The sequence below is a fragment of the Sphingopyxis sp. genome, assembly GCF_050916055.1.
Taxonomy (GTDB): domain Bacteria; phylum Pseudomonadota; class Alphaproteobacteria; order Sphingomonadales; family Sphingomonadaceae; genus Sphingopyxis.
On sequence record NZ_CP051527.1, the window covers coordinates 2,359,266 to 2,376,415 of the forward strand.

A 17,150-nucleotide genomic window follows, 5' to 3' on the forward strand; every position below is an offset into this window, starting at 1 on the left:
TATCGGCCAGCCATGCCGACTCCAGACACATCCGCCGCGCCAAAGTCCGACAATGGTGAATCGATCCTGATCATCGATTTCGGCAGCCAGGTCACCCAGCTGATCGCCCGCCGCGTCCGCGAGGCCGGGGTGTATAGCGAGATCGTCCCGTTCACCCAGGCCGAAGCCGCATTGGCGCGAATGCAGCCCAAGGGCGTGATCCTCTCGGGCTCACCCGCCTCGGTCCCCGCCGCCGGCAGCCCGCGCGCGCCGCAGTCGGTGTTCGACAGCGGCCTGCCGGTCCTGGGCATCTGTTACGGCCAGCAGGTGATGAGCCAGCAGCTCGGCGGCCTGGTCGAGCCCGGCGGCACCGATGGCGAACGCGACGGCGAATTCGGCCGCGCCTTCCTGACCGTCACCGAACCCTGCGTGCTGTTCGACGGATTGTGGGAGGTCGGCGAGCGCCACCAGGTGTGGATGAGCCACGGCGACCGGGTCACGAAATTCGCGCCGGGCTTTCGCATCGTCGCGATCAGCGACGGCGCCCCCTTCGCCCTCATCGCCGACGATGAGCGCCGCTATTACGGGACGCAATTCCACCCCGAGGTCGTCCACACGCCCGACGGCGCGAAGCTGATCGCCAATTTCGTCCGCCACGTCTGCGGCTGTTCGGGCGACTGGACGATGGCCGAATTCCGCGCCACCAAGATCGCCGAAATCCGCGCGCAGGTCGGCGACCAGCGCGTGCTGTGCGGCCTGTCGGGCGGGGTCGACAGCGCGGTCGCCGCGGTGCTGATCCACGAAGCGATCGGCGAGCAGTTGACCTGCGTCTTCGTCGACCACGGGCTGCTGCGCCTCAACGAACGCGAGCAGGTCGAGCGATTGTTCCGCGACCATTACAACATCCCGCTGGTGGTGGTCGACGCCGAGCAACGCTTCATGGCGGGACTCGCCGGCCTCACCGACCCCGAAGCGAAGCGCAAGTTCATCGGCGGCGAATTCATCAACGTGTTCGAGGAGGAAGCGAAGAAGATCGGCGGCGCCGATTTCCTCGCGCAGGGCACGCTGTATCCCGACGTTATCGAGTCGGTGTCGTTCACCGGCGGGCCGAGCGTGACGATCAAGAGCCACCACAATGTCGGCGGCCTGCCCGAACGCATGAACATGCAGCTGGTCGAGCCGCTGCGCGAATTGTTCAAGGACGAGGTGCGCCTGCTCGGCAAGGAGCTGGGCCTGCCCGACATCTTCGTCGGTCGCCACCCCTTTCCCGGCCCCGGCCTCGCGATCCGCATTCCCGGCGAAGTGTCGAAGGACCGCTGCGACATTTTGCGGAAGGCCGACGCCGTCTATCTCGACGAGATCCGCAATGCCGGGCTTTACGATGCGATCTGGCAGGCATTTGCCGTGCTGCTGCCGGTCAAGACGGTGGGCGTGATGGGCGATTACCGCACCTATGACCATGTCTGCGCGCTGCGCGCCGTCACCTCGACCGACGGCATGACCGCCGACATCTATCCCTTCGACGCCGCCTTCCTCAGCCGCTGCGCGACGCGCATCATCAACGAAGTGCAGGGGATCAACCGCGTCGTATACGACTATACGTCGAAACCGCCGGGGACGATCGAATGGGAATGAGGCCCAGCCGACCCGTGGATTGACCAACATCCTTGGCCAAGCTAACTTGGCCAAGCCATGACCATCCATGTCAACATCGGCGAAGCCAAGACGCGCCTGTCCGAACTCGTCGCCGCCGCGCTGCGCGGCGAAGAGGTTATCGTACAGCGCGACGGCCAGCCCAAGGTGCGGCTTGTCCCCTTGCCCGAAGCCGAGGAACTTGATCGCGAAGCGCGGGCCGCGAAACGTCGGGCCGCGTTTGGTTTTCTGGCGGACAAATACCGCCATCTGCACGGCACCCCCGCGCTCGACGTGCCGCCGTCGATGACCGACGAGGAATATGAAGAACGTATCGAGCGGAAATTTGGCAAACCCTGATCAGCGACTACTGATCGACACGCATGTCATTGTATGGATGTCGAGCGGCGACCCACGTCTGAACCGCGTCGATCAGGCGGCATTGGCCGATCCGGACCGGCGGTTGTGCATCAGTGCCGTCGTCGCGTTCGAATTCGCCGATCTACAGCAACGCGGACGCTTCGCCATGGATGAGACGCTCGATTTTCTTCAGGACCATATCGGGTTCGAAATTATCGACCTGCCTGCGACTTGCTGGCAAATTGCAGCAGGCCTGCCCGATATCCACCGCGACCCGATCGACCGGCTGCTGATCGCGCACGCGCTGACCGAGGGGATGACATTGGTCACCGCCGACGCCAATATCCGTCGCTACCCCGTCCCCTGTATCTGAGGAGAGGCACATGGACCGGATCGAAACCGAGGCATCGGGCGGCTGCCAGTGCGGCGCGGTGCGCTATCATGTCAGCGCGGTGCTCGACACGTCGCACATTTGCCACTGCCGCATGTGCCAGAAGGCGGCGGGCAATTTCTTCGCCGCGCTGATCGGGGTACCACGCGACGCAATCGTCTGGACGCGCGGCGCGCCGGCGACCTTCAACAGCTCGGACAAGGCGGCGCGGGGCTTTTGCCCGACATGCGGGACGCCGCTGCTGTATGATTATTTCGAGAGCAGGCACATCAACCTGACGACCGGATCATTCGACGATCCGGCGCAATTCCCGCCGCAGGTCCAGTTCGGACTCGAGGGGCGCCTGCCTGTGTTCGAAAGCCTTTCGTTGAAGGCCGAAGGCACCACCGAAGAGACGATGCGCGCCCAGGTCGGCGCGATCGCCGCGAGCAACCATCAACATCCCGATCACGACACCGAAAGCTGGCCCATATGACCCCAACCGCGAAAATCCTGCTCCTCGGTTCGGGGGAGCTGGGGCGCGAATTCGTGATTTCGGCGAAACGGCTCGGCTGCCATGTCGTGGCCTGCGACAGTTATGACAATGCGCCGGCGATGCAGGTCGCCGACGAGCGCGAGATATTTTCGATGCTCGACGGCGACGCGCTGCGCGCCGCGATCGAAAAGCATCGCCCCGACCATGTCGTGCCCGAGGTCGAGGCGATCCGCACCGAAGTGCTCGCCGACCTGGAGGCCGAGGGCGTCCATATCGTTCCTTCGGCGCGCGCCGCGCAGCTCACCATGAACCGCGACGCGATCCGCGACCTTGCCGCCGGCGAGCTGGGCCTGACCACTTCGACCTTCGAATATGCCACGAGCCGCGGCGAGCTTGCCGCCGCGGCGGGGCGCATCGGCTTTCCGCTCATCGTTAAACCGGTGATGTCGTCGTCGGGCAAGGGGCAAAGCACCGTCAAGACCGCCGCCGACGTCGACGCCGCATGGGACTATGCCGCGGCCGGCATGCGCGGCGACCGGCTGCGCGTGATCGCCGAAGCGTTCATCGACTTCGATTACGAGATCACCTTGCTGACCATCCGCCACAAGGATGGCGTCGCCTTCTGCCCGCCGATCGGCCATCGTCAGGAACGCGGCGACTATCGCGAAAGCTGGCAGCCCGCGGCGATGTCGGGCGCCGCGCTTGCCCGTGCGCAGGACATGGCCACCAAAGTGGTCGATGCACTGGGCGGCCACGGCATTTTCGGGGTCGAGTTTTTCGTCAAGGGCGACGCGGTGATCTTCTCCGAACTTTCGCCGCGCCCGCACGACACCGGGATGGTGACATTGATCTCGCAGTCGCTGTCGGAATTCGACCTTCACGCCCGCGCGATCCTCGGCCTGCCGATCCCCGCGATCGACGTGCCCGAAGCGAGCGCCAGCGCGGTGCTGCTCGCCGACCGCGACGCGAGCGATTTCGCGATCATGGGCCTCGCCGATGCGTTGATCCCGCCGAATGCCGACACGTCGGTCGATGCCCGTCTCTTCTGCAAGCCGGTAACGCGCCCGTATCGCCGCATGGGCGTCACCCTGGCGCGGGTCGCGGTCGGCACCACCGACGCCGCGCGTGCCGCCGCGACTGCGGCCGCGGCAAAGCTGACGATCGACTATCGATGACCGCCGCGGTTCGCCGCCTCGGCCCCGGCGACGTCGCAACGATGCGCGACCTCAACGCGCTGTATGCCACGGTGTTCGAGGACAGCGAAACCTATCGCCGCGACATCCCCGACGACGCCTGGCTTGCCCGCCAGTTGGACAAGCAGGCGATCATCCTGCTCGTCGCCGAAATCGGGGGCGATGTCGTCGGCGGCCTCACCGCATATGAACTGCCGAAGCTGGAAGCGGCGCGCAGTGAAATCTATCTCTACGACCTCGCGGTCGCCGCAGCACACCGCCGCAGCGGCATCGCCACCGCACTGATCGCCGAGGTCCAGCATATCGCGGCCGAAACCGGTGCGTGGGCGGTTTTCGTCCAGGCCGACTATGGCGATCCGCCGGTGATCGCGCTCTACACCAAGCTTGGCGTGCGCGAAGATGTGCTGCATTTCGACCTGCCGCCGCAAGCGCGTGGCTAGGCCGCCCGCTTCCCCCCTGCTACATCCGCGCCATGTCGGACAAGAATCATCTCTATCTGGTCGATGGCTCCAGCTACATCTTCCGCGCCTATCACCGCCTGCCGCCGCTGACGAACCCGAACGGCGTGCCCGTAGGCGCGGTCTATGGCTATACCACCATGCTGTGGAAGCTGGCGAAGGACCTGCACGACGCCGACGGGCCGACGCATCTGGCGGTCATCCTCGACCACAGCAGCAAGTCGTTCCGCAACGACCTGTATGACCAGTATAAAGCGAACCGGCCCGAACCGCCCGAGGATCTGCGCCCGCAATTCCCGTTGATCCGCGACGCGACGCGCGCCTTTTCGCTGCCGTGCATCGAAACCGAAGGGTATGAAGCCGACGACCTGATCGCGAGTTATACCGAGGCCGCGGTGCGCGAAGGCTGGGACGTCACCATCGTCAGCAGCGACAAGGATCTGATGCAGCTGATCCGCGAGCCCGAGGGCGGCCCGCACGTCGACATGCTCGACACGATGAAGAATGTCCGCATGGGGCTGGAGGCAGTGAACGAGAAATTCGGCGTCATCCCCGATCTGGTCGGCGACGTGCTCGCGCTGATGGGCGACAGCGTCGACAATGTCCCCGGCGTGCGCGGGGTCGGGCCGAAGACCGCGACCAAGCTGATCCAGGAATATGGCACGCTCACCGCCGCGCTCGACGGCGCCGAGGGCATGAAGGCGTCGAAGCTGCGCGAGAATCTGATCGAGCATCGCGCGATGGCCGAGCTGTCGCGCATCCTGGTCGACCTGAAACGCGACTGTCCGCTGCCCGACGCGCTGGGCGATCTGAAGCTCGGCGCGATCCCGCCGGCGCCGCTCAAGCTGTTCCTCGACGAGCATGGCTTTCGCTCGCTGTCGGCCAAGCTCGACGGCGGCGCGACCCCCGGCGGCCCGCCGACGCTGCCGCGCTCCGGCGCCGCAGCGGTGGCCGCACCGGCGACCAGCGCCACCCCCGTGCTCCCGGCCATGCCGCCGATCGACCGTGCGGCCTATGAATGCGTGACCACGCTCGACGCGCTCGACCGCTGGATCGCCGACGCAAAAGCGGCGCATGTCGTCGCGATCGATACCGAAACCGCGAGCCTCGACAGCGTCACCGGACGGCTGGTCGGGGTCAGCCTGGCGACCGCGCCGGGCCGCGCCTGTTACATCCCGCTCGGCCATGGCGGCACCGACATGTTCGCCGAAAAGCCCGAGCAGATCGCGATGGACGCCGCGCTGGGTCGCCTCCGCGCGCTGTTCGCCGACGATGCGGTGCTCAAGGTCGGGCATAATCTGAAATATGACATCGGCGTGCTCGCGCAGCACGGGATGACGATCGCGCCCTATGACGACACGCTGGTGATGAGCTTCGCGCTCGACGCCGGCAAGCACCAGCACGGGCTCGACGAACTGGCAAAGCTCCACCTCGATCACACCTGCCTGACCTTCAAGGAAATGTGCGGGACGGGCAAGTCGCAGATCAGCTTTGCCGAGGTTCAGCTCGATCGCGCGACCGAATATGCCGCCGAGGATGCCGATGTCGCGCTGCGGCTGTGGCGCCTGCTCAAGCTGCGCCTGCCGCTCGAGGGCGGAACCCGCGTCTACGAGATGGTCGACCGGCCGCTGGCGGCAACGGTCGAGGCGATGGAACGCGCCGGGATCATGGTCGACCGCGACTATCTGGCGAAGCTGTCGGGCGAATTCGCGACCGAAATGCTGCGCATCGAGGGCGAGATCCATGGCCTCGCCGGCCAGCCTTTCGCGATCGGCAGTCCTAAGCAGCTCGGCGAAATCCTGTTCGACAAACTCGGTCTGAAAGGCGGCCGCAAGGGCAAGTCGGGCGACTGGTCGACCGACCAGACCGAGCTCGAACGCCTCGAACGCGACGGGGTGCCGATCGCGCGCAAGATCCTCGAATGGCGCCAGCTCGCCAAGCTGAAATCGACCTACACCGACGCGCTGCAGCAACAGATCAATGCGCAGACCGGGCGCGTCCACACCAGTTACAGCCTCGTCGGGGCGCAGACCGGGCGATTGTCGTCGACCGACCCGAACCTCCAGAACATCCCGATCCGCACCGAGACCGGGCGCCAGATCCGCGACGCCTTCATCGCCGCGCCCGGCCATGTCCTGGTCGCTGCCGACTATAGCCAGATCGAACTGCGCCTCGCCGCGCACATGGCCGACGTCCCCGAGCTCAAGGAAGCGTTCGCGCAGGGGCAGGACATCCACGCCGCGACCGCGATCGAACTGTTCGGCGAGGTCAACCGCGATACCCGCGGTAAGGCGAAGACGGTCAATTTCTCGATCCTGTACGGCATATCGCGCTGGGGGCTGGCGGGCCGGCTGGAAGTGACGCCCGACGAGGCGCAGGCGCTGATCAGCCGCTATTTCGAGCGGTTCCCCGGCATTTCGGACTATATCACCGATACGCTCGAGAGCGTGCGCGCCAAAGGCTATACCGAAACGCTGTTCGGCCGCAAAACCTGGTTTCCGCGCATCAAAGCGGCGAACCAGAACGAGCGTGCCGGCAGCGAACGCGCCGCGATCAACGCGCCGATCCAGGGCACCAGCGCCGACCTGATCAAGCGCGCGATGGCGCGGATGCCGCGCGCGCTGGACGAAGCGGGGCTGGGCGACGTGCGGATGCTGCTCCAGGTCCACGACGAACTCGTCTTCGAGGCGCCCGAGGCCAAGGCCGAGGCGGCGGGCGAAGTGATCCGCCGGGTGATGGCGAGCGCCGCCGAACCGGTGCTCCAGCTCTCCGTGCCGCTCGAGATCGAGATCGGGATCGGCAAAAGCTGGGGCGAGGCGCATTGATGGCGACCCTCTTGTTCGCACTGGCGCTCGCCGCCGATCCGCTCGGCGCGGCCGGCGCCGCGGCCGAACCTGCACCGGTCGTCGCCGCGCCGCCGACCGTCGCCGACGCCGACCTGCGCGAATATGCCGCGATCGCGGGGCGCAAGGCGGTGGGCCGCCCGGTCGGCGGCCCCGTCGCCACCGCCGACAAGCTGCTGCTGCTCGCGCGCGACGACAAGGGGTATCCGACGATCGGCGCCAGCATCGGCTTCCCTTCGCGCCAGTCGCTGCCGGCGCCGCCCGCGGGCACGCTGGCGATCGTCCGCCTGCACCAGCGCTCCGAAACCGTGGTGCCGGGTCCGACCGCCGACGATCTCGCCTTCGTTGCCGCCAACCGCATCCCGCTGTTCGTCATCGGCGAATGGGCGCGGCCGGCGCCGATGTGGGAAGTCGCGTGGCTCGACGGCGCCGTCCATTATCGCACGATCGGCGAGGTCGGCGAGATCGGCCCCTGGCGCGAATAGGCGCTCCCCGCCGTTTGCCTGGCGTGAAGACCGCGATCCGGGGCGGATCGGCGCCAGGCTGCCGCGCGCACCCTTTCATCCGGCGGCCAATGCGCCTATGACGCTTTGGTGACGTCTGACTGACACAGATGTGACAGTCATCGACGAAAGGCGAGCATGAGCAGCAATCCCGGCCTCCACCCGGCGGCGACACCGCCGGTGCGCATTCAGCAGAATATTCTCGCGCGCGGCGAACGGCGGCTGCTCAACTGGCTGTGCCCGCGCCTGCCGGCATGGGTAACCCCCGACCAGCTCACGACGCTGGGTTTCGTCGGTGCCGTGCTGGTGGCCGCGGGCTATGTGCTGAGCTGGTACGACAGCGAATGGCTCGGCCTCGCGCTCGTCGGTTATATCGTCAATTGGTTCGGCGATTCGCTCGACGGCAGCCTGGCGCGCTGGCGCCGTATCGAGCGCCCGTCCTACGGCTATTTCGTCGACCACAGCGTCGATGCGATGGCGACGCTGCTGATGATCGGCGCGCTCGGCGTCAGCCCCTATTTCCGCTTCGACGTCGCGCTGCTCGGCGTCATCGGCTATTTCCTGTTGTCGATACACGCCTTCCTCGCGGCGAAGGTCGTCGGCGAATTCCGCCTCTCCTACATGGCGGGCGGTCCCACCGAATTGCGGCTGATGCTGATGGCGATGACCGCACTGATGCCGGTGGTCGGCGGCGGGCTGGTCGCGGGCACCCCCTTTTCAGCGTTCGACCTGTTCGGCCTGTTCGTCGCCAGCATCCTGGTGACGCTGTTCGTCGTCCAGAGCTTTGCGACCGCGCGGATGCTGCGCCGCCGCGGCGGCTGAGCGAACCGGCTGCGGGCCGGTTCAGCCGCGCACGCGCGCCTGCGGATAGGTGCCGAGCAGGCGCAGCGACTTGGTCTGGAAATCCAGCTCTTCGAGCGCGCGGTCGATATGCTCGTCGCCCGGCGCCCCGACGATGTCGGCATAGAATTTGGTCGCCGCGAAACTGCCGCCGACCTGATAGCTTTCCAGCTTGGTCATGTTGACGCCATTGGTCGCGAAACCGCCGAGCGCCTTGTAAAGCGCGGCGGGGATATTCTTCACCTCGAAAATGAAGGTGGTCATCAGCGGTCCGTCGGACGCAGCGATGTCGGCGAGCGGCTCGCGCGCCAGGACGACGAAGCGCGTCATATTATGATCGGCGTCCTCGATCCCCTCCTGATGCAGCGTCAGCCCATAAAGGTGGGCGGCGTGCGGCGGCGCGATCGCGGCGAGCCCGACCTCGTCGCTGTCGGCGACCAGCGCCGCGGCGCCCGCGGTGTCGCTGTGCGCGATGGGCGAGATGCCGTTGGCGCGCAGCCAGCCGCGGCATTGGCCCAGCGCCTGTTCGTGGCTCATCGCGCGGGTGATCGGGCCGAGATCGCGGCTCATCAACCCGTGGCGGATGCGCAGGAAATGTTCGCCGACGATCGACAGGCCCGATTCGGGGAGCAGGAAATGAATGTCGGCGACGCGGCCATGCAGGCTGTTCTCGATCGGGATGATTGCGCGCGCGACGCGCCTGTCGCGCACCGCATCGATCGCATCTTCGAACGCGTAACAGGGCAGCGGCAGCGAACCCGGGTCATATTCGCGCGCCGCCAGGTCGCTGTTGGCGCCGGGAGCGCCCTGGAATGCCAGGCCGCGCGCCGGATCGGCGAGCGCCGCCGCCTTCATCGCGTCCACCAGCTGCTGTGCCGAAGCCGAATAACTGCCCATGATTGCCTTCCCGCGCCAGAGCCGCGGCGCATAGCCGGGCGGCGCCGGGTTCGCAACCGGCACGCTCGGCCATTTCATCCCCTTGCGCCGCCGTCGCGGCGCCAGTAAGGGAGCGACCAAATCATATCATGCGCCTCTTTCGCGGGCGCCAGCGAACGGGGCTGCAAGCATGGACAATCGCAACAACACTATTGCCGGATGGGTCTTGTTCGCCGGCATTTGCGCGCTCGGCCTGACCATCGGTTCGGGCATGCTGTTCGCCGGCCATTCGCCCGAAAAGCCCGGATATCCGATCGAAGACGCCGAAGCCGGCGCCGGCGCCGCTGCTGCGGTGCCGATCGCCAACCTGCTCGCCGCCGCCGATCCGGTGAAGGGCGAGGCGGTGTTCGCAAAATGCGCCGCGTGCCACACGATTGCATCGGGCGGCGCCAACGGCATCGGTCCGAATCTGTGGGGCGCGCTCGGCAAGGCGCATGGTCATGTCGCCGGCTTCGCTTATTCGGATGCGCTGAAATCGGTTCCGGGCAACTGGGACTTTGAAGGCATGGACGCCTGGCTCGCCAGCCCGCGCAAATATGCGCCGGGCACGAAAATGTCGTTCGCCGGCCTGTCGAGCCCCGAGGACCGCGCCAACCTGATCCTGTACATGAACAGCCAGGGTTCGAACCTGCCGCTGCCCGCCCCCGAAGCCGCGCCGGCAGAGGGCGCCCCTGCCGACGGCGCTGCCCCGGCTGAAGGCGCCGCTCCGGCCGAAGGCGCTGCAGCGCCGGCCGAAGGCGCCGCCGCTCCGGCCGACGGCGCGGCTGCCGCGCCCGCTCCGGCCGAAGCGAAGAAATAATGTCGCGCGCGCTCGTCCTCGCGGCGGGCGCCCTGTTGCTCGCCGGCTGCGGCAAGAGCGACCCTGCGCCCGCATCGGGCGATGCGGCAACGGACGCATCCGTGCCGGCGATCGAACCGACCGCGGCGATGGGCGAGCAAGTCTTCCGGCGCTGCGTCGCCTGCCACACCATCGACAAGGGCGGCCGCAACGGGATCGGTCCCAATCTTCATGGCATCGTCGGACGCGCGGTCGCCGCCCACGAAGGCTTTTCCTATTCGGGCGCGATGAAGGCGAAGGGCGGCGTCTGGGACGCCGCCGCGCTCGATGCCTATCTTGCCGCCCCGATGAAGGATGTTCCCGGCACCCGCATGGCGTTTGCCGGCGTCATCGACCCGGCCGACCGCAAGGCGCTGATCCTCTATCTCGACGCGCAGCGATAGCCGCTGACGATCAGCCCGCTGCGATGCGGCGGGCGGTCTCCTGGACGAGCGCGATCATGTTCGGCACGCCCTGGGTGCGGTTCGACGACAGTTGGCGGGTCAGTTCGAACGGTGCCAGCGCGGCGGCGACGTCCATCGCCGCGACCTCGGCCGCCGGCTTGTCCTGCACCGCGGCCAGCACGAGGGCGACGATACCCTTGGTGATCGCGGCGTTGCTGTCGGCGAGGAAATGCAGCCGGCCATCGTCCTGCGGCACCGGATAGACCCAGACGCTGGCCGAGCAGCCGCGCACCAGCGTCGCGTCGGTCTTCAGCGCGTCGGGCATCGGCTCGAGCTCGCGGCCGAGTTCGATCAGCAGGCGATAGCGATCGTCGCCGTCGAGAAAGTCATATTCGTCGAAAATGTCGGAGAGGCTGCGCATGAGCCCGGCACTGACAGAAACTGCGCACGATGAAAAGAGGACGAAAGCTCGTCGCTCATTATCGTCATTGCGTTCAGAGATCGACCCCGGCGGCGATCGCTTCCAGCTTGCGCAGCCGTTCCTTGAGGTCGGCGATCTCGATGCGCGAGCCGGCGTGCGGGACGGCGGCGTCCTGCGTTGGCATATGTCCCGCGGCGAGTTCGTCGCGCTTGAGCTGGATCCAGTCGCGCCAGCCGCGCAGCGCGATCAGGCTGATGATGGTCAGCGCGGTCAGCGCGACGGCGATGGGGGTCAGGCTGGTCGCAAGGTCGGACATAATGGTGGCCATGGCTCGGCTCCTTTGCGCGTCGCGTTCAGGGGAGAGACCGGTCGCGCAGCTTCTCGATTTCCTCATCGAGGCTGGCGGCGCGGTTGTGGTCGGTGGCAATGCGTTCGAGCACCTGGATGCGCTCTTTCAACGCGCGGATTTCGGACAGCAGCGCCTTGGTTTCGGCGTTGTCGGCGGGGGCAGCGAAAAATTCGTTGCCCTTGTTGTCGCGGCGGACGCCGTATTTGGCGCGCAGGATACTGCCGATGGTGACGATCAGGACGATGCCGATGACCATTTCGAACGGGTTCATGGGGGATCCTTTCGGTTATCTTTTCATTGCGTCAGTTGAGCGGGGCGTCGCGCAGCTGCTCGATCTCGTCGGCGACATCGATTCCCTTGTCGGTCACGATACGCTCGAGGACACGGACGCGCTGTTCCAGCCGCTCGGTCTGCGCCGCATATTGGGCGGCCTTTTCGGCGGTTTCGCTGGTGATCGCCTTGAACTGCCGTTCCTTGAACTTCAGGTGGCGCTCATAGGCGGCGTAACCGATGCCGAGCGTGACCGGGAGCCCGACGACGATGAACAGGATGACGATCGCTTCCATATCCGCGTTCCTCAGTTCGCCGGGCGCCGCAGCGCCTCGATCTCATGGCTCAGCCGCCCGGCGTCATCGGTGACGATGCGTTCGATCACCGCGAGGCGATCCTTGACCGAGCCGAGTTCGGCGCGCAGCTGGGCATTTTCCTGGCTGATCAGCTTGACCCGCTCCATCGCCTCGTCGCTGGTCCGGGGGTAGAGTGCTTTGCCCCAGCTGCTTTCGATCGGATAACCGTTCTTGACCTGCAGCCAGGTGGTGAAAATCCAGCCGCCGATGGCCAATATGCCCAAAATGGTGGCGATCGGTGCGATGACTTTTATCAGATCCATATTGTCCACAATCATTCCCCTCAGCGCAGCCGGTCGATCTGGTCGGCGAGTTGCGCCGCCTGGCCATTATTGTCGGTCGCGATGCGTTCGAGCACCGAAATCCGCTCTTCGAGGCGGCTGACCTGCCCTGCCAGCTTGGCATTGTCGTCGGTCAGCAGCGCGATTTTTCGATCAGCGTCGGGGTCGGTTCGATGAACCGTGCCACCCCATTCATTCTCGATCGGATAGCCGTGCTTGGCGCGGATCCAGGTGGTGAACATCCACCCGGCGGTGCACACCGCGATGATCATGATGACAAATCCGGGACCACCCCAACTCATTTACTTTCTCCCTGTTGCGTGACCGCCGCGGCTCAGCGCAGGCTTTCGATCTCGTCGGCGAGCCGACGGTTGTGGCTGGTGTAGTAAAGTTCGATGTCGGCAAGCCGGCGGTCGATGTCGCGAAAGCGCGATTTGATATCGCGGGTCGACGCGGTCGGGTTCGAGCGCACGCCCTGCCAGAATTTCGCCTCATCGTTCGAACCGTAAAGTGCGAAGGGTTTGGGCGTGCCCATCCAGGCGACCATCCAGTACGCGATCAGCGTCCAGGGGAAACCGCCCATCAGGGTCAGCAGGACCGCGCCGACGCGGACCCAGAGCACATCGACCCCGCTATAGTCGGCGATCCCGGCGCACACGCCGCTCCATTTGGCGTTCTGCTTGTCGAGGTAGAATTTGGTGCGGCTGGCAGACATCTCAGTTCCTCCTGGTCACATTTTCGAGCTGCGCCAGATCTTCATCGCTGCGAACCGCAGGGCGGAAATCGGGATGGTCGGCGCTGATGATGCGTTCGACGGTGTGGAGCCGGTTTTCGAGCCGGCGGGCGGTGTCGTAGAGTTCGTCGAGCAGCTGCTCATCTTCTCCGGTCAGCGTCTTGGCCTGTTTCCACTTGGTGACATAGTGGAGGATGAGCCAGGGCAGACCGAGGAAGAGGGTGCCGATAACGACGGGTACGATGATGATCTCTTCCATCGGTCCGGCTCCTTATTTGCTGGCCTGTGCGGCTTTCAGCGCGGCGAGCTCGTCGGCAACCTTGTCGGCGGCCTGGAGTTCGGCGATTTCCTCGTCGAGCGACTTTTTATAGCCGAGACCGATCGCATCGGCGCGGCCTTCGGCTTCATCGACGCGGCGTTCGAGGATTTCGAAGCGCGAGAAGGCATCTTCGACGCGGTCGCCGTTGGTCATTTCGCGCAGCTTATACTTGTTCTCGGCGCTTTCGAGGCGGTTGACGACGCTCGACTGGCGGGCGCGGGCTTCCGAGAGCTTCTTCTGCAGCTTTGCGATGTCGGTTTCATATCCCTTCAGCGCGTCGTCGAGCACGGCGATCTCGGCCTTCAGCCGCTCGGCCATGTCGCCGGCCTTCTGCTTTTCGACCAGCGCGGCGGTGGCGAGATCTTCGCGGTCCTTCGACAGCGCGAGTTCGGCCTTTTCCTTCCAGCTGTCCTGCAGGCTTTCCAGCTTGGTGATGTGGCGGCGCATTTCCTTCTGGTCGGCGATCGTGCGCGCGGCGGAGGCGCGGACTTCGACCAGCGTTTCGTTCATCTCGAAGATGATCTGGCGGATCATCTTTTCGGGATCCTCCGCGCGGTCGAGCAGGTCGGTGACGTTGGCGGCGATGATGTCGCGGGTGCGTGAAAAAATACCCATGTGATTAACTCCTGTCGGAACTTTGAGCGCTTGAAGAAAGCTGGTGCCGGGGCGGGGCAAGGGGGGAGAGTGCCCCGGCACCAGAGCCGGTCAGACCAGAGGACTGACCGCCGGGGACATTGCAGCGGCTATCAGCGGACCGGCGGGGAAGCCGGTGACGCTGGCGGCGGCCTGGGGCTGGTCGATCACGCCGACGAGAATGGCCAGCGCGCCTGCCGCGCTGAGCGCGAAGGTGGCGGCTTGGGCAAACATCGTTTTCATGGTCGATCCTTCCTTTCGGTTTCGCTGCACCGGTGCAAGGAGCGCCGGTTCGCAAGACACTATGCAGGGGGCGTGCCAATTGCCGTCGGGGACCGAAAACCGCCGAACTTCATTCGCAATTCGCGGTTTGCGGAGATTTGACTTGCCAATCAGCGGGAAATTTTGCCAATGATTGGGAATGGAGCGCGAGACCCAGTTCATCGGCCAGTCGGCGACCTTTCAGGATGCGGTCGAGCGCGCGTCGATGGCGGCGTCGCTCGACCGCCCGGTGCTGATCATCGGCGAGCGTGGCACCGGCAAGGAACTGATCGCCGAACGCCTGCACCGCCTGTCGGCGCGCTGGGACCGCCCCTATGTGATCATGAACTGCGCCGCGATGCCCGAGACGCTGATCGAGAGCGAGCTGTTCGGGCATGAAGCGGGATCGTTCACCGGCGCGACGCGCACCCGCGCCGGGCGGTTCGAAGAGGCCGACGGCGGGACGCTGTTCCTCGACGAGCTGGCGACGATGTCGATCGGCGCGCAGGAACGGCTGCTGCGCGCGGTCGAATATGGCGAGGTGACGCGCGTCGGCTCGTCGCGGCCGCTGCGCGTCGATGTCCGCATCGTCGCGGCGACCAACGAACATCTGCCGGCGCTGGTCGAGGCGAACCGCTTTCGCGCCGACCTGCTCGATCGCCTGTCGTTCGAGGTGATCACCCTGCCCCCGCTGCGCGCGCGCGAAGGCGACATCGAAGTGCTCGCCGAATATTTCGGGCAGCGCATGGCGGCGGTGCTCGGCTGGGACGAATGGCCGGGGTTCGGCCCGCGCGCGCTCGCGGCGATGGAGGGCCACGACTGGCCGGGCAACGTCCGCGAGCTCAGGAACGTCATCGAACGCGGCATCTATCGCTGGGGCGATCCGGGCAAGCCGGTCGATGCGCTGAGCTTCGATCCCTTCGCCAGCCCCTGGCAGCCCGCGGTGCGCAAACCCTCGGCGCCGACGCCGGGCGAGGCCGCGACGCCCGCCGAAACCCCTGCCCCCGCGGCGCCGCACCCGGGCGCGGTCAGCGACCTGCGCGCCGCGGTCGACGCCTATGAACGCCAGATATTGTCCGACACGATGGCGCGCTGCCGCTTCAACCAGAAGGTCGCGGCGGAAGCCCTGGGGCTGAGCTACGACCAGATCCGGCACGCGCTGAAGAAGCACGGATTGAACCAATAGCGCGCCAACCATCCTCCCTGTCGCGCAGCGATGGGGAGGTGGCAGCGCCCTTCGACTGCCTTGCAGGCGCTCAGGATAAACTGCGCCTTTGGCGCAGCGCTGACGGAGGGGCTTTGGCGCCATCGTCGTCGTCCCTCCACCATCCGCTTCGCGGACGGTCGCCCTCCCCATGGCTGCGCCACAGGGAGGTTTTTTCCTACTGCCCCGGCAGCTGCCCGCTGAGCGACTCGATCACGGCGTCCTGGGTCGATACCAGGTCGGCGAGCCGGTCGCGCAGCGCGTAAATTTCGGGCAGGCCGTCGATCTCGTCGCTGACGCTGCGGTCGAGGTAGAGACGGTCGATGTCGACCAGAGCGGCGGTCAGCGGCGCGCGCGTCGCCACCAGCCGCGAGATTGCCTGTTGCGCGACGACCCAGCTTTCGCTCGCCACCGCAGCCCCGGCAGCGGCCGACACCAGCGACGCGGTCGGCCCGCGTTCGGCGGCAAAGGCCTGCTGCGCGCCCGCCGCGTCCGAATCCCAGCGCGCCAGCCGGCCGGCAAGGTCGGTCGGCAGCGGGCCAGGCGGTTCGACGACCACCTGCGGCGGGGCGACGTTGAACCGGCCCTCGTAAGGCCGCTTGGCGAGCGACGGGGCGCCGGTGCTTTGCGCCGCGGCGCACGCCGACAGCGAAAAAGCGGTGACCGCGGCGACAGGCAGGAAAATCAGGGTGCGCTTCATCACCACCCCTGATATGGGCGCGGGACCGGCGCAGCAAGCGCCGAATCGGGATCGGCCCGGTCGAATGCCGCAAGCCGCAGTTTCAGGCAAAAAGCCCGGAAATATGCGGTTGACAGCAACGGCTCGGGCCGCTAGTGGCGCTGACTTTCCCGCCTGTTGGAAAAATCGCCTGGCTTTGGCGGGTGACTGGCAGTGCGGGCGATTTAGTTTTTGATTGGATGGAAGACCATGTTCGCAATCGTGCGCACGGGCGGCAAGCAGTATCGCGTCGCCGCCGGAGACAAGATCGCCGTTGAAAAGATCGACGGCGAAGCCGGCGACACCGTGTCGCTTGGCGACATCCTGCTGGCCGGCGACGGCGGCGAAGTGAAGGATGCCAAGGGTCTGACCGTGTCGGCCGAAATCATCGCGCAGACGCGCGGCGAAAAGGTCATCGTGTTCAAGAAGCGCCGCCGGCACAACTACCGCCGCCGCAACGGTCACCGCCAGTCGCTGACGCTGCTGCGCATCCTCGCCGTCGGCGACGCCAAGCAGGCCGCGCCGAAGAAGGAAGCCGCTGCGAAGGCAGAGGCCGCTCCGAAGAGCGAAGCGAAGACCGAAGCCAAGGCTGCTGCACCCGCGAAGGAAGCGCCTGCCAAGGCCGCTCCCGCCAAGGAAGCCGCACCGAAGAAGGCTGCCGCGCCCAAGGCTGCTGCTCCCAAGAAGGAAGCCGCTGCCGAGAAGGCCGCGCCCGCCAAGAAGCCCGCTGCCAAGAAGGCAGCCCCCAAGAAGGACGCCTGAGCGCGGCAACGC

Annotated in this window: 25 protein-coding genes; 13 read left to right on the top strand and 12 right to left on the bottom strand. The window is 66.3% G+C overall.

Features of this window, described 5'->3' with window-relative positions; genetic code table 11:
• Positions 1 to 12: 12 nt before the first annotated feature.
• The 9 genes from guaA (at position 13) to HEQ22_RS11530 (ending at position 8,656) form a co-directional block, all read left to right on the top strand.
• The gene (gene guaA / locus HEQ22_RS11490; RefSeq protein ID WP_432768034.1) at positions 13 to 1,614 is read left to right on the top strand and encodes a glutamine-hydrolyzing GMP synthase; all 1,602 of its coding nucleotides are present in this window, start codon (positions 13 to 15) and stop codon (positions 1,612 to 1,614) included.
• A gap of 57 nt (positions 1,615 to 1,671) precedes the next feature.
• A complete protein-coding gene (locus HEQ22_RS11495) occupies positions 1,672 to 1,971 on the top strand; it encodes a type II toxin-antitoxin system Phd/YefM family antitoxin (RefSeq protein ID WP_432768035.1) in 300 nt (99 codons plus the stop codon).
• Positions 1,934 to 2,344 (top strand): type II toxin-antitoxin system VapC family toxin, encoded by a 411-nt coding sequence (locus HEQ22_RS11500; protein WP_432768036.1) that lies wholly within the window; start codon positions 1,934 to 1,936, stop codon positions 2,342 to 2,344. The genes HEQ22_RS11495 and HEQ22_RS11500 overlap by 38 nt, the downstream gene beginning before the upstream one ends.
• A gap of 10 nt (positions 2,345 to 2,354) precedes the next feature.
• Entirely contained in the window at positions 2,355 to 2,837 is a 483-nt protein-coding gene (locus HEQ22_RS11505; protein WP_432768037.1) for a GFA family protein, read from the top strand.
• Positions 2,834 to 4,012 carry a formate-dependent phosphoribosylglycinamide formyltransferase gene (gene purT / locus HEQ22_RS11510; RefSeq protein WP_432768038.1) on the top strand — a complete coding sequence of 393 codons (1,179 nt, stop codon included), beginning with the start codon at positions 2,834 to 2,836 and terminating at the stop codon, positions 4,010 to 4,012. The genes HEQ22_RS11505 and purT overlap by 4 nt, the downstream gene beginning before the upstream one ends.
• Complete coding sequence (locus HEQ22_RS11515; RefSeq protein WP_432768039.1) at positions 4,009 to 4,470, top strand: AAC(3)-I family aminoglycoside N-acetyltransferase; 462 nt, start codon at positions 4,009 to 4,011, stop codon at positions 4,468 to 4,470. Before purT ends, HEQ22_RS11515 begins: the two co-directional genes overlap by 4 nt.
• 32 nt (positions 4,471 to 4,502) lie before the next feature.
• On the top strand, positions 4,503 to 7,313 hold the full coding sequence (polA, locus tag HEQ22_RS11520; protein ID WP_432768040.1) for a DNA polymerase I: 2,811 nt from the start codon (positions 4,503 to 4,505) through the stop codon (positions 7,311 to 7,313).
• Positions 7,313 to 7,816, top strand: a complete 504-nt coding sequence (locus HEQ22_RS11525) for a hypothetical protein (RefSeq protein ID WP_432768041.1) — start codon at positions 7,313 to 7,315, stop codon at positions 7,814 to 7,816. Before polA ends, HEQ22_RS11525 begins: the two co-directional genes overlap by 1 nt.
• Positions 7,817 to 7,972: 156 nt before the next feature.
• Complete coding sequence (locus tag HEQ22_RS11530; protein ID WP_432768042.1) at positions 7,973 to 8,656, top strand: CDP-alcohol phosphatidyltransferase family protein; 684 nt, start codon at positions 7,973 to 7,975, stop codon at positions 8,654 to 8,656.
• Between the two features lie 21 nt (positions 8,657 to 8,677).
• Here the strand turns inward: HEQ22_RS11530 and HEQ22_RS11535 are convergent, their stop codons facing one another.
• Positions 8,678 to 9,571, bottom strand: a complete 894-nt coding sequence (locus HEQ22_RS11535; RefSeq protein ID WP_432770863.1) for a prephenate dehydratase — start codon at positions 9,569 to 9,571, stop codon at positions 8,678 to 8,680.
• 169 nt (positions 9,572 to 9,740) lie between these two features.
• Between HEQ22_RS11535 and HEQ22_RS11540 the strand changes: the two genes are divergently transcribed.
• Together HEQ22_RS11540 and HEQ22_RS11545 are read left to right on the top strand one after the other, a co-directional pair.
• The gene (locus HEQ22_RS11540; RefSeq protein ID WP_432768043.1) at positions 9,741 to 10,409 is read left to right on the top strand and encodes a c-type cytochrome; all 669 of its coding nucleotides are present in this window, start codon (positions 9,741 to 9,743) and stop codon (positions 10,407 to 10,409) included.
• On the top strand, positions 10,409 to 10,831 hold the full coding sequence (locus HEQ22_RS11545) for a c-type cytochrome (protein WP_432768044.1): 423 nt from the start codon (positions 10,409 to 10,411) through the stop codon (positions 10,829 to 10,831). The genes HEQ22_RS11540 and HEQ22_RS11545 overlap by 1 nt, the downstream gene beginning before the upstream one ends.
• Before the next feature lie 10 nt (positions 10,832 to 10,841).
• On the opposite strand, the gene HEQ22_RS11550 is transcribed toward HEQ22_RS11545, so the two are convergent.
• The 10 genes from HEQ22_RS11550 to HEQ22_RS11595 all read right to left on the bottom strand — a co-directional run bounded on the left by HEQ22_RS11550 (position 10,842) and on the right by HEQ22_RS11595 (position 14,436).
• Entirely contained in the window at positions 10,842 to 11,252 is a 411-nt protein-coding gene (locus HEQ22_RS11550; RefSeq protein WP_432768045.1) for a SufE family protein, read from the bottom strand.
• A gap of 73 nt (positions 11,253 to 11,325) precedes the next feature.
• Positions 11,326 to 11,568: a hypothetical protein gene (locus HEQ22_RS11555; protein WP_432770864.1), complete on the bottom strand. Its 243-nt coding sequence runs from the start codon at positions 11,566 to 11,568 to the stop codon at positions 11,326 to 11,328.
• A gap of 37 nt (positions 11,569 to 11,605) precedes the next feature.
• On the bottom strand, positions 11,606 to 11,872 hold the full coding sequence (locus HEQ22_RS11560) for a hypothetical protein (RefSeq protein ID WP_432768046.1): 267 nt from the start codon (positions 11,870 to 11,872) through the stop codon (positions 11,606 to 11,608).
• Between the two features lie 31 nt (positions 11,873 to 11,903).
• Positions 11,904 to 12,167: a hypothetical protein gene (locus tag HEQ22_RS11565; RefSeq protein ID WP_432768047.1), complete on the bottom strand. Its 264-nt coding sequence runs from the start codon at positions 12,165 to 12,167 to the stop codon at positions 11,904 to 11,906.
• A gap of 11 nt (positions 12,168 to 12,178) precedes the next feature.
• A complete protein-coding gene (locus HEQ22_RS11570; RefSeq protein WP_432768048.1) occupies positions 12,179 to 12,490 on the bottom strand; it encodes a hypothetical protein in 312 nt (103 codons plus the stop codon).
• Positions 12,491 to 12,510: 20 nt separating this feature from the next.
• Positions 12,511 to 12,810, bottom strand: a complete 300-nt coding sequence (locus HEQ22_RS11575; RefSeq protein ID WP_432768049.1) for a hypothetical protein — start codon at positions 12,808 to 12,810, stop codon at positions 12,511 to 12,513.
• Between the two features lie 32 nt (positions 12,811 to 12,842).
• Entirely contained in the window at positions 12,843 to 13,223 is a 381-nt protein-coding gene (pspC, locus tag HEQ22_RS11580) for an envelope stress response membrane protein PspC (protein WP_432768050.1), read from the bottom strand.
• A gap of 1 nt (position 13,224) precedes the next feature.
• Positions 13,225 to 13,500, bottom strand: a complete 276-nt coding sequence (gene pspB / locus HEQ22_RS11585) for an envelope stress response membrane protein PspB (protein WP_432768051.1) — start codon at positions 13,498 to 13,500, stop codon at positions 13,225 to 13,227.
• A 12-nt stretch (positions 13,501 to 13,512) separates the two neighbouring features.
• Complete coding sequence (pspA, locus tag HEQ22_RS11590) at positions 13,513 to 14,175, bottom strand: phage shock protein PspA (RefSeq protein ID WP_432768052.1); 663 nt, start codon at positions 14,173 to 14,175, stop codon at positions 13,513 to 13,515.
• Positions 14,176 to 14,265: 90 nt separating this feature from the next.
• Positions 14,266 to 14,436 (bottom strand): hypothetical protein, encoded by a 171-nt coding sequence (locus HEQ22_RS11595; RefSeq protein WP_432768053.1) that lies wholly within the window; start codon positions 14,434 to 14,436, stop codon positions 14,266 to 14,268.
• Positions 14,437 to 14,614: 178 nt separating this feature from the next.
• Here HEQ22_RS11595 and pspF point away from each other — a divergent pair, with 178 nt between their 5' ends.
• Positions 14,615 to 15,640 carry a phage shock protein operon transcriptional activator gene (gene pspF, locus HEQ22_RS11600; protein WP_432768054.1) on the top strand — a complete coding sequence of 342 codons (1,026 nt, stop codon included), beginning with the start codon at positions 14,615 to 14,617 and terminating at the stop codon, positions 15,638 to 15,640.
• Positions 15,641 to 15,836: 196 nt separating this feature from the next.
• Here the strand turns inward: pspF and HEQ22_RS11605 are convergent, their stop codons facing one another.
• The gene (locus tag HEQ22_RS11605) at positions 15,837 to 16,358 is read right to left on the bottom strand and encodes a hypothetical protein (protein ID WP_432768055.1); all 522 of its coding nucleotides are present in this window, start codon (positions 16,356 to 16,358) and stop codon (positions 15,837 to 15,839) included.
• Between the two features lie 228 nt (positions 16,359 to 16,586).
• Here HEQ22_RS11605 and rplU point away from each other — a divergent pair, with 228 nt between their 5' ends.
• Positions 16,587 to 17,138 carry a 50S ribosomal protein L21 gene (rplU, locus tag HEQ22_RS11610; RefSeq protein ID WP_432768056.1) on the top strand — a complete coding sequence of 184 codons (552 nt, stop codon included), beginning with the start codon at positions 16,587 to 16,589 and terminating at the stop codon, positions 17,136 to 17,138.
• The last annotated feature ends 12 nt before the right edge of the window (positions 17,139 to 17,150 follow it).

Excerpts from the sequence above, each read along its gene's own strand:
- pspB (WP_432768051.1), bottom strand. The coding sequence starts at position 13,500 with ATGGAAGAGATCATCATCGTACCCGTCGTTATCGGCACCCTCTTCCTC.
- HEQ22_RS11525 (WP_432768041.1), top strand. The coding sequence starts at position 7,313 with ATGGCGACCCTCTTGTTCGCACTGGCGCTCGCCGCCGATCCGCTCGGC.
- pspA (WP_432768052.1), bottom strand. The coding sequence starts at position 14,175 with ATGGGTATTTTTTCACGCACCCGCGACATCATCGCCGCCAACGTCACC.
- polA (WP_432768040.1), top strand. The coding sequence starts at position 4,503 with ATGTCGGACAAGAATCATCTCTATCTGGTCGATGGCTCCAGCTACATC.
- HEQ22_RS11565 (WP_432768047.1), bottom strand. The coding sequence starts at position 12,167 with ATGGAAGCGATCGTCATCCTGTTCATCGTCGTCGGGCTCCCGGTCACG.
- HEQ22_RS11575 (WP_432768049.1), bottom strand. The coding sequence starts at position 12,810 with ATGAGTTGGGGTGGTCCCGGATTTGTCATCATGATCATCGCGGTGTGC.
- HEQ22_RS11505 (WP_432768037.1), top strand. The coding sequence starts at position 2,355 with ATGGACCGGATCGAAACCGAGGCATCGGGCGGCTGCCAGTGCGGCGCG.
- HEQ22_RS11530 (WP_432768042.1), top strand. The coding sequence starts at position 7,973 with ATGAGCAGCAATCCCGGCCTCCACCCGGCGGCGACACCGCCGGTGCGC.
- HEQ22_RS11550 (WP_432768045.1), bottom strand. The coding sequence starts at position 11,252 with ATGCGCAGCCTCTCCGACATTTTCGACGAATATGACTTTCTCGACGGC.
- guaA (WP_432768034.1), top strand. The coding sequence starts at position 13 with ATGCCGACTCCAGACACATCCGCCGCGCCAAAGTCCGACAATGGTGAA.
- HEQ22_RS11545 (WP_432768044.1), top strand. The coding sequence starts at position 10,409 with ATGTCGCGCGCGCTCGTCCTCGCGGCGGGCGCCCTGTTGCTCGCCGGC.
- HEQ22_RS11570 (WP_432768048.1), bottom strand. The coding sequence starts at position 12,490 with ATGGATCTGATAAAAGTCATCGCACCGATCGCCACCATTTTGGGCATA.
- HEQ22_RS11605 (WP_432768055.1), bottom strand. The coding sequence starts at position 16,358 with ATGAAGCGCACCCTGATTTTCCTGCCTGTCGCCGCGGTCACCGCTTTT.
- purT (WP_432768038.1), top strand. The coding sequence starts at position 2,834 with ATGACCCCAACCGCGAAAATCCTGCTCCTCGGTTCGGGGGAGCTGGGG.
- rplU (WP_432768056.1), top strand. The coding sequence starts at position 16,587 with ATGTTCGCAATCGTGCGCACGGGCGGCAAGCAGTATCGCGTCGCCGCC.
- pspC (WP_432768050.1), bottom strand. The coding sequence starts at position 13,223 with ATGTCTGCCAGCCGCACCAAATTCTACCTCGACAAGCAGAACGCCAAA.
- HEQ22_RS11555 (WP_432770864.1), bottom strand. The coding sequence starts at position 11,568 with ATGTCCGACCTTGCGACCAGCCTGACCCCCATCGCCGTCGCGCTGACC.
- HEQ22_RS11535 (WP_432770863.1), bottom strand. The coding sequence starts at position 9,571 with ATGGGCAGTTATTCGGCTTCGGCACAGCAGCTGGTGGACGCGATGAAG.
- HEQ22_RS11515 (WP_432768039.1), top strand. The coding sequence starts at position 4,009 with ATGACCGCCGCGGTTCGCCGCCTCGGCCCCGGCGACGTCGCAACGATG.
- HEQ22_RS11595 (WP_432768053.1), bottom strand. The coding sequence starts at position 14,436 with ATGAAAACGATGTTTGCCCAAGCCGCCACCTTCGCGCTCAGCGCGGCA.
- HEQ22_RS11560 (WP_432768046.1), bottom strand. The coding sequence starts at position 11,872 with ATGAACCCGTTCGAAATGGTCATCGGCATCGTCCTGATCGTCACCATC.
- HEQ22_RS11495 (WP_432768035.1), top strand. The coding sequence starts at position 1,672 with ATGACCATCCATGTCAACATCGGCGAAGCCAAGACGCGCCTGTCCGAA.
- HEQ22_RS11500 (WP_432768036.1), top strand. The coding sequence starts at position 1,934 with ATGAAGAACGTATCGAGCGGAAATTTGGCAAACCCTGATCAGCGACTA.
- pspF (WP_432768054.1), top strand. The coding sequence starts at position 14,615 with ATGGAGCGCGAGACCCAGTTCATCGGCCAGTCGGCGACCTTTCAGGAT.
- HEQ22_RS11540 (WP_432768043.1), top strand. The coding sequence starts at position 9,741 with ATGGACAATCGCAACAACACTATTGCCGGATGGGTCTTGTTCGCCGGC.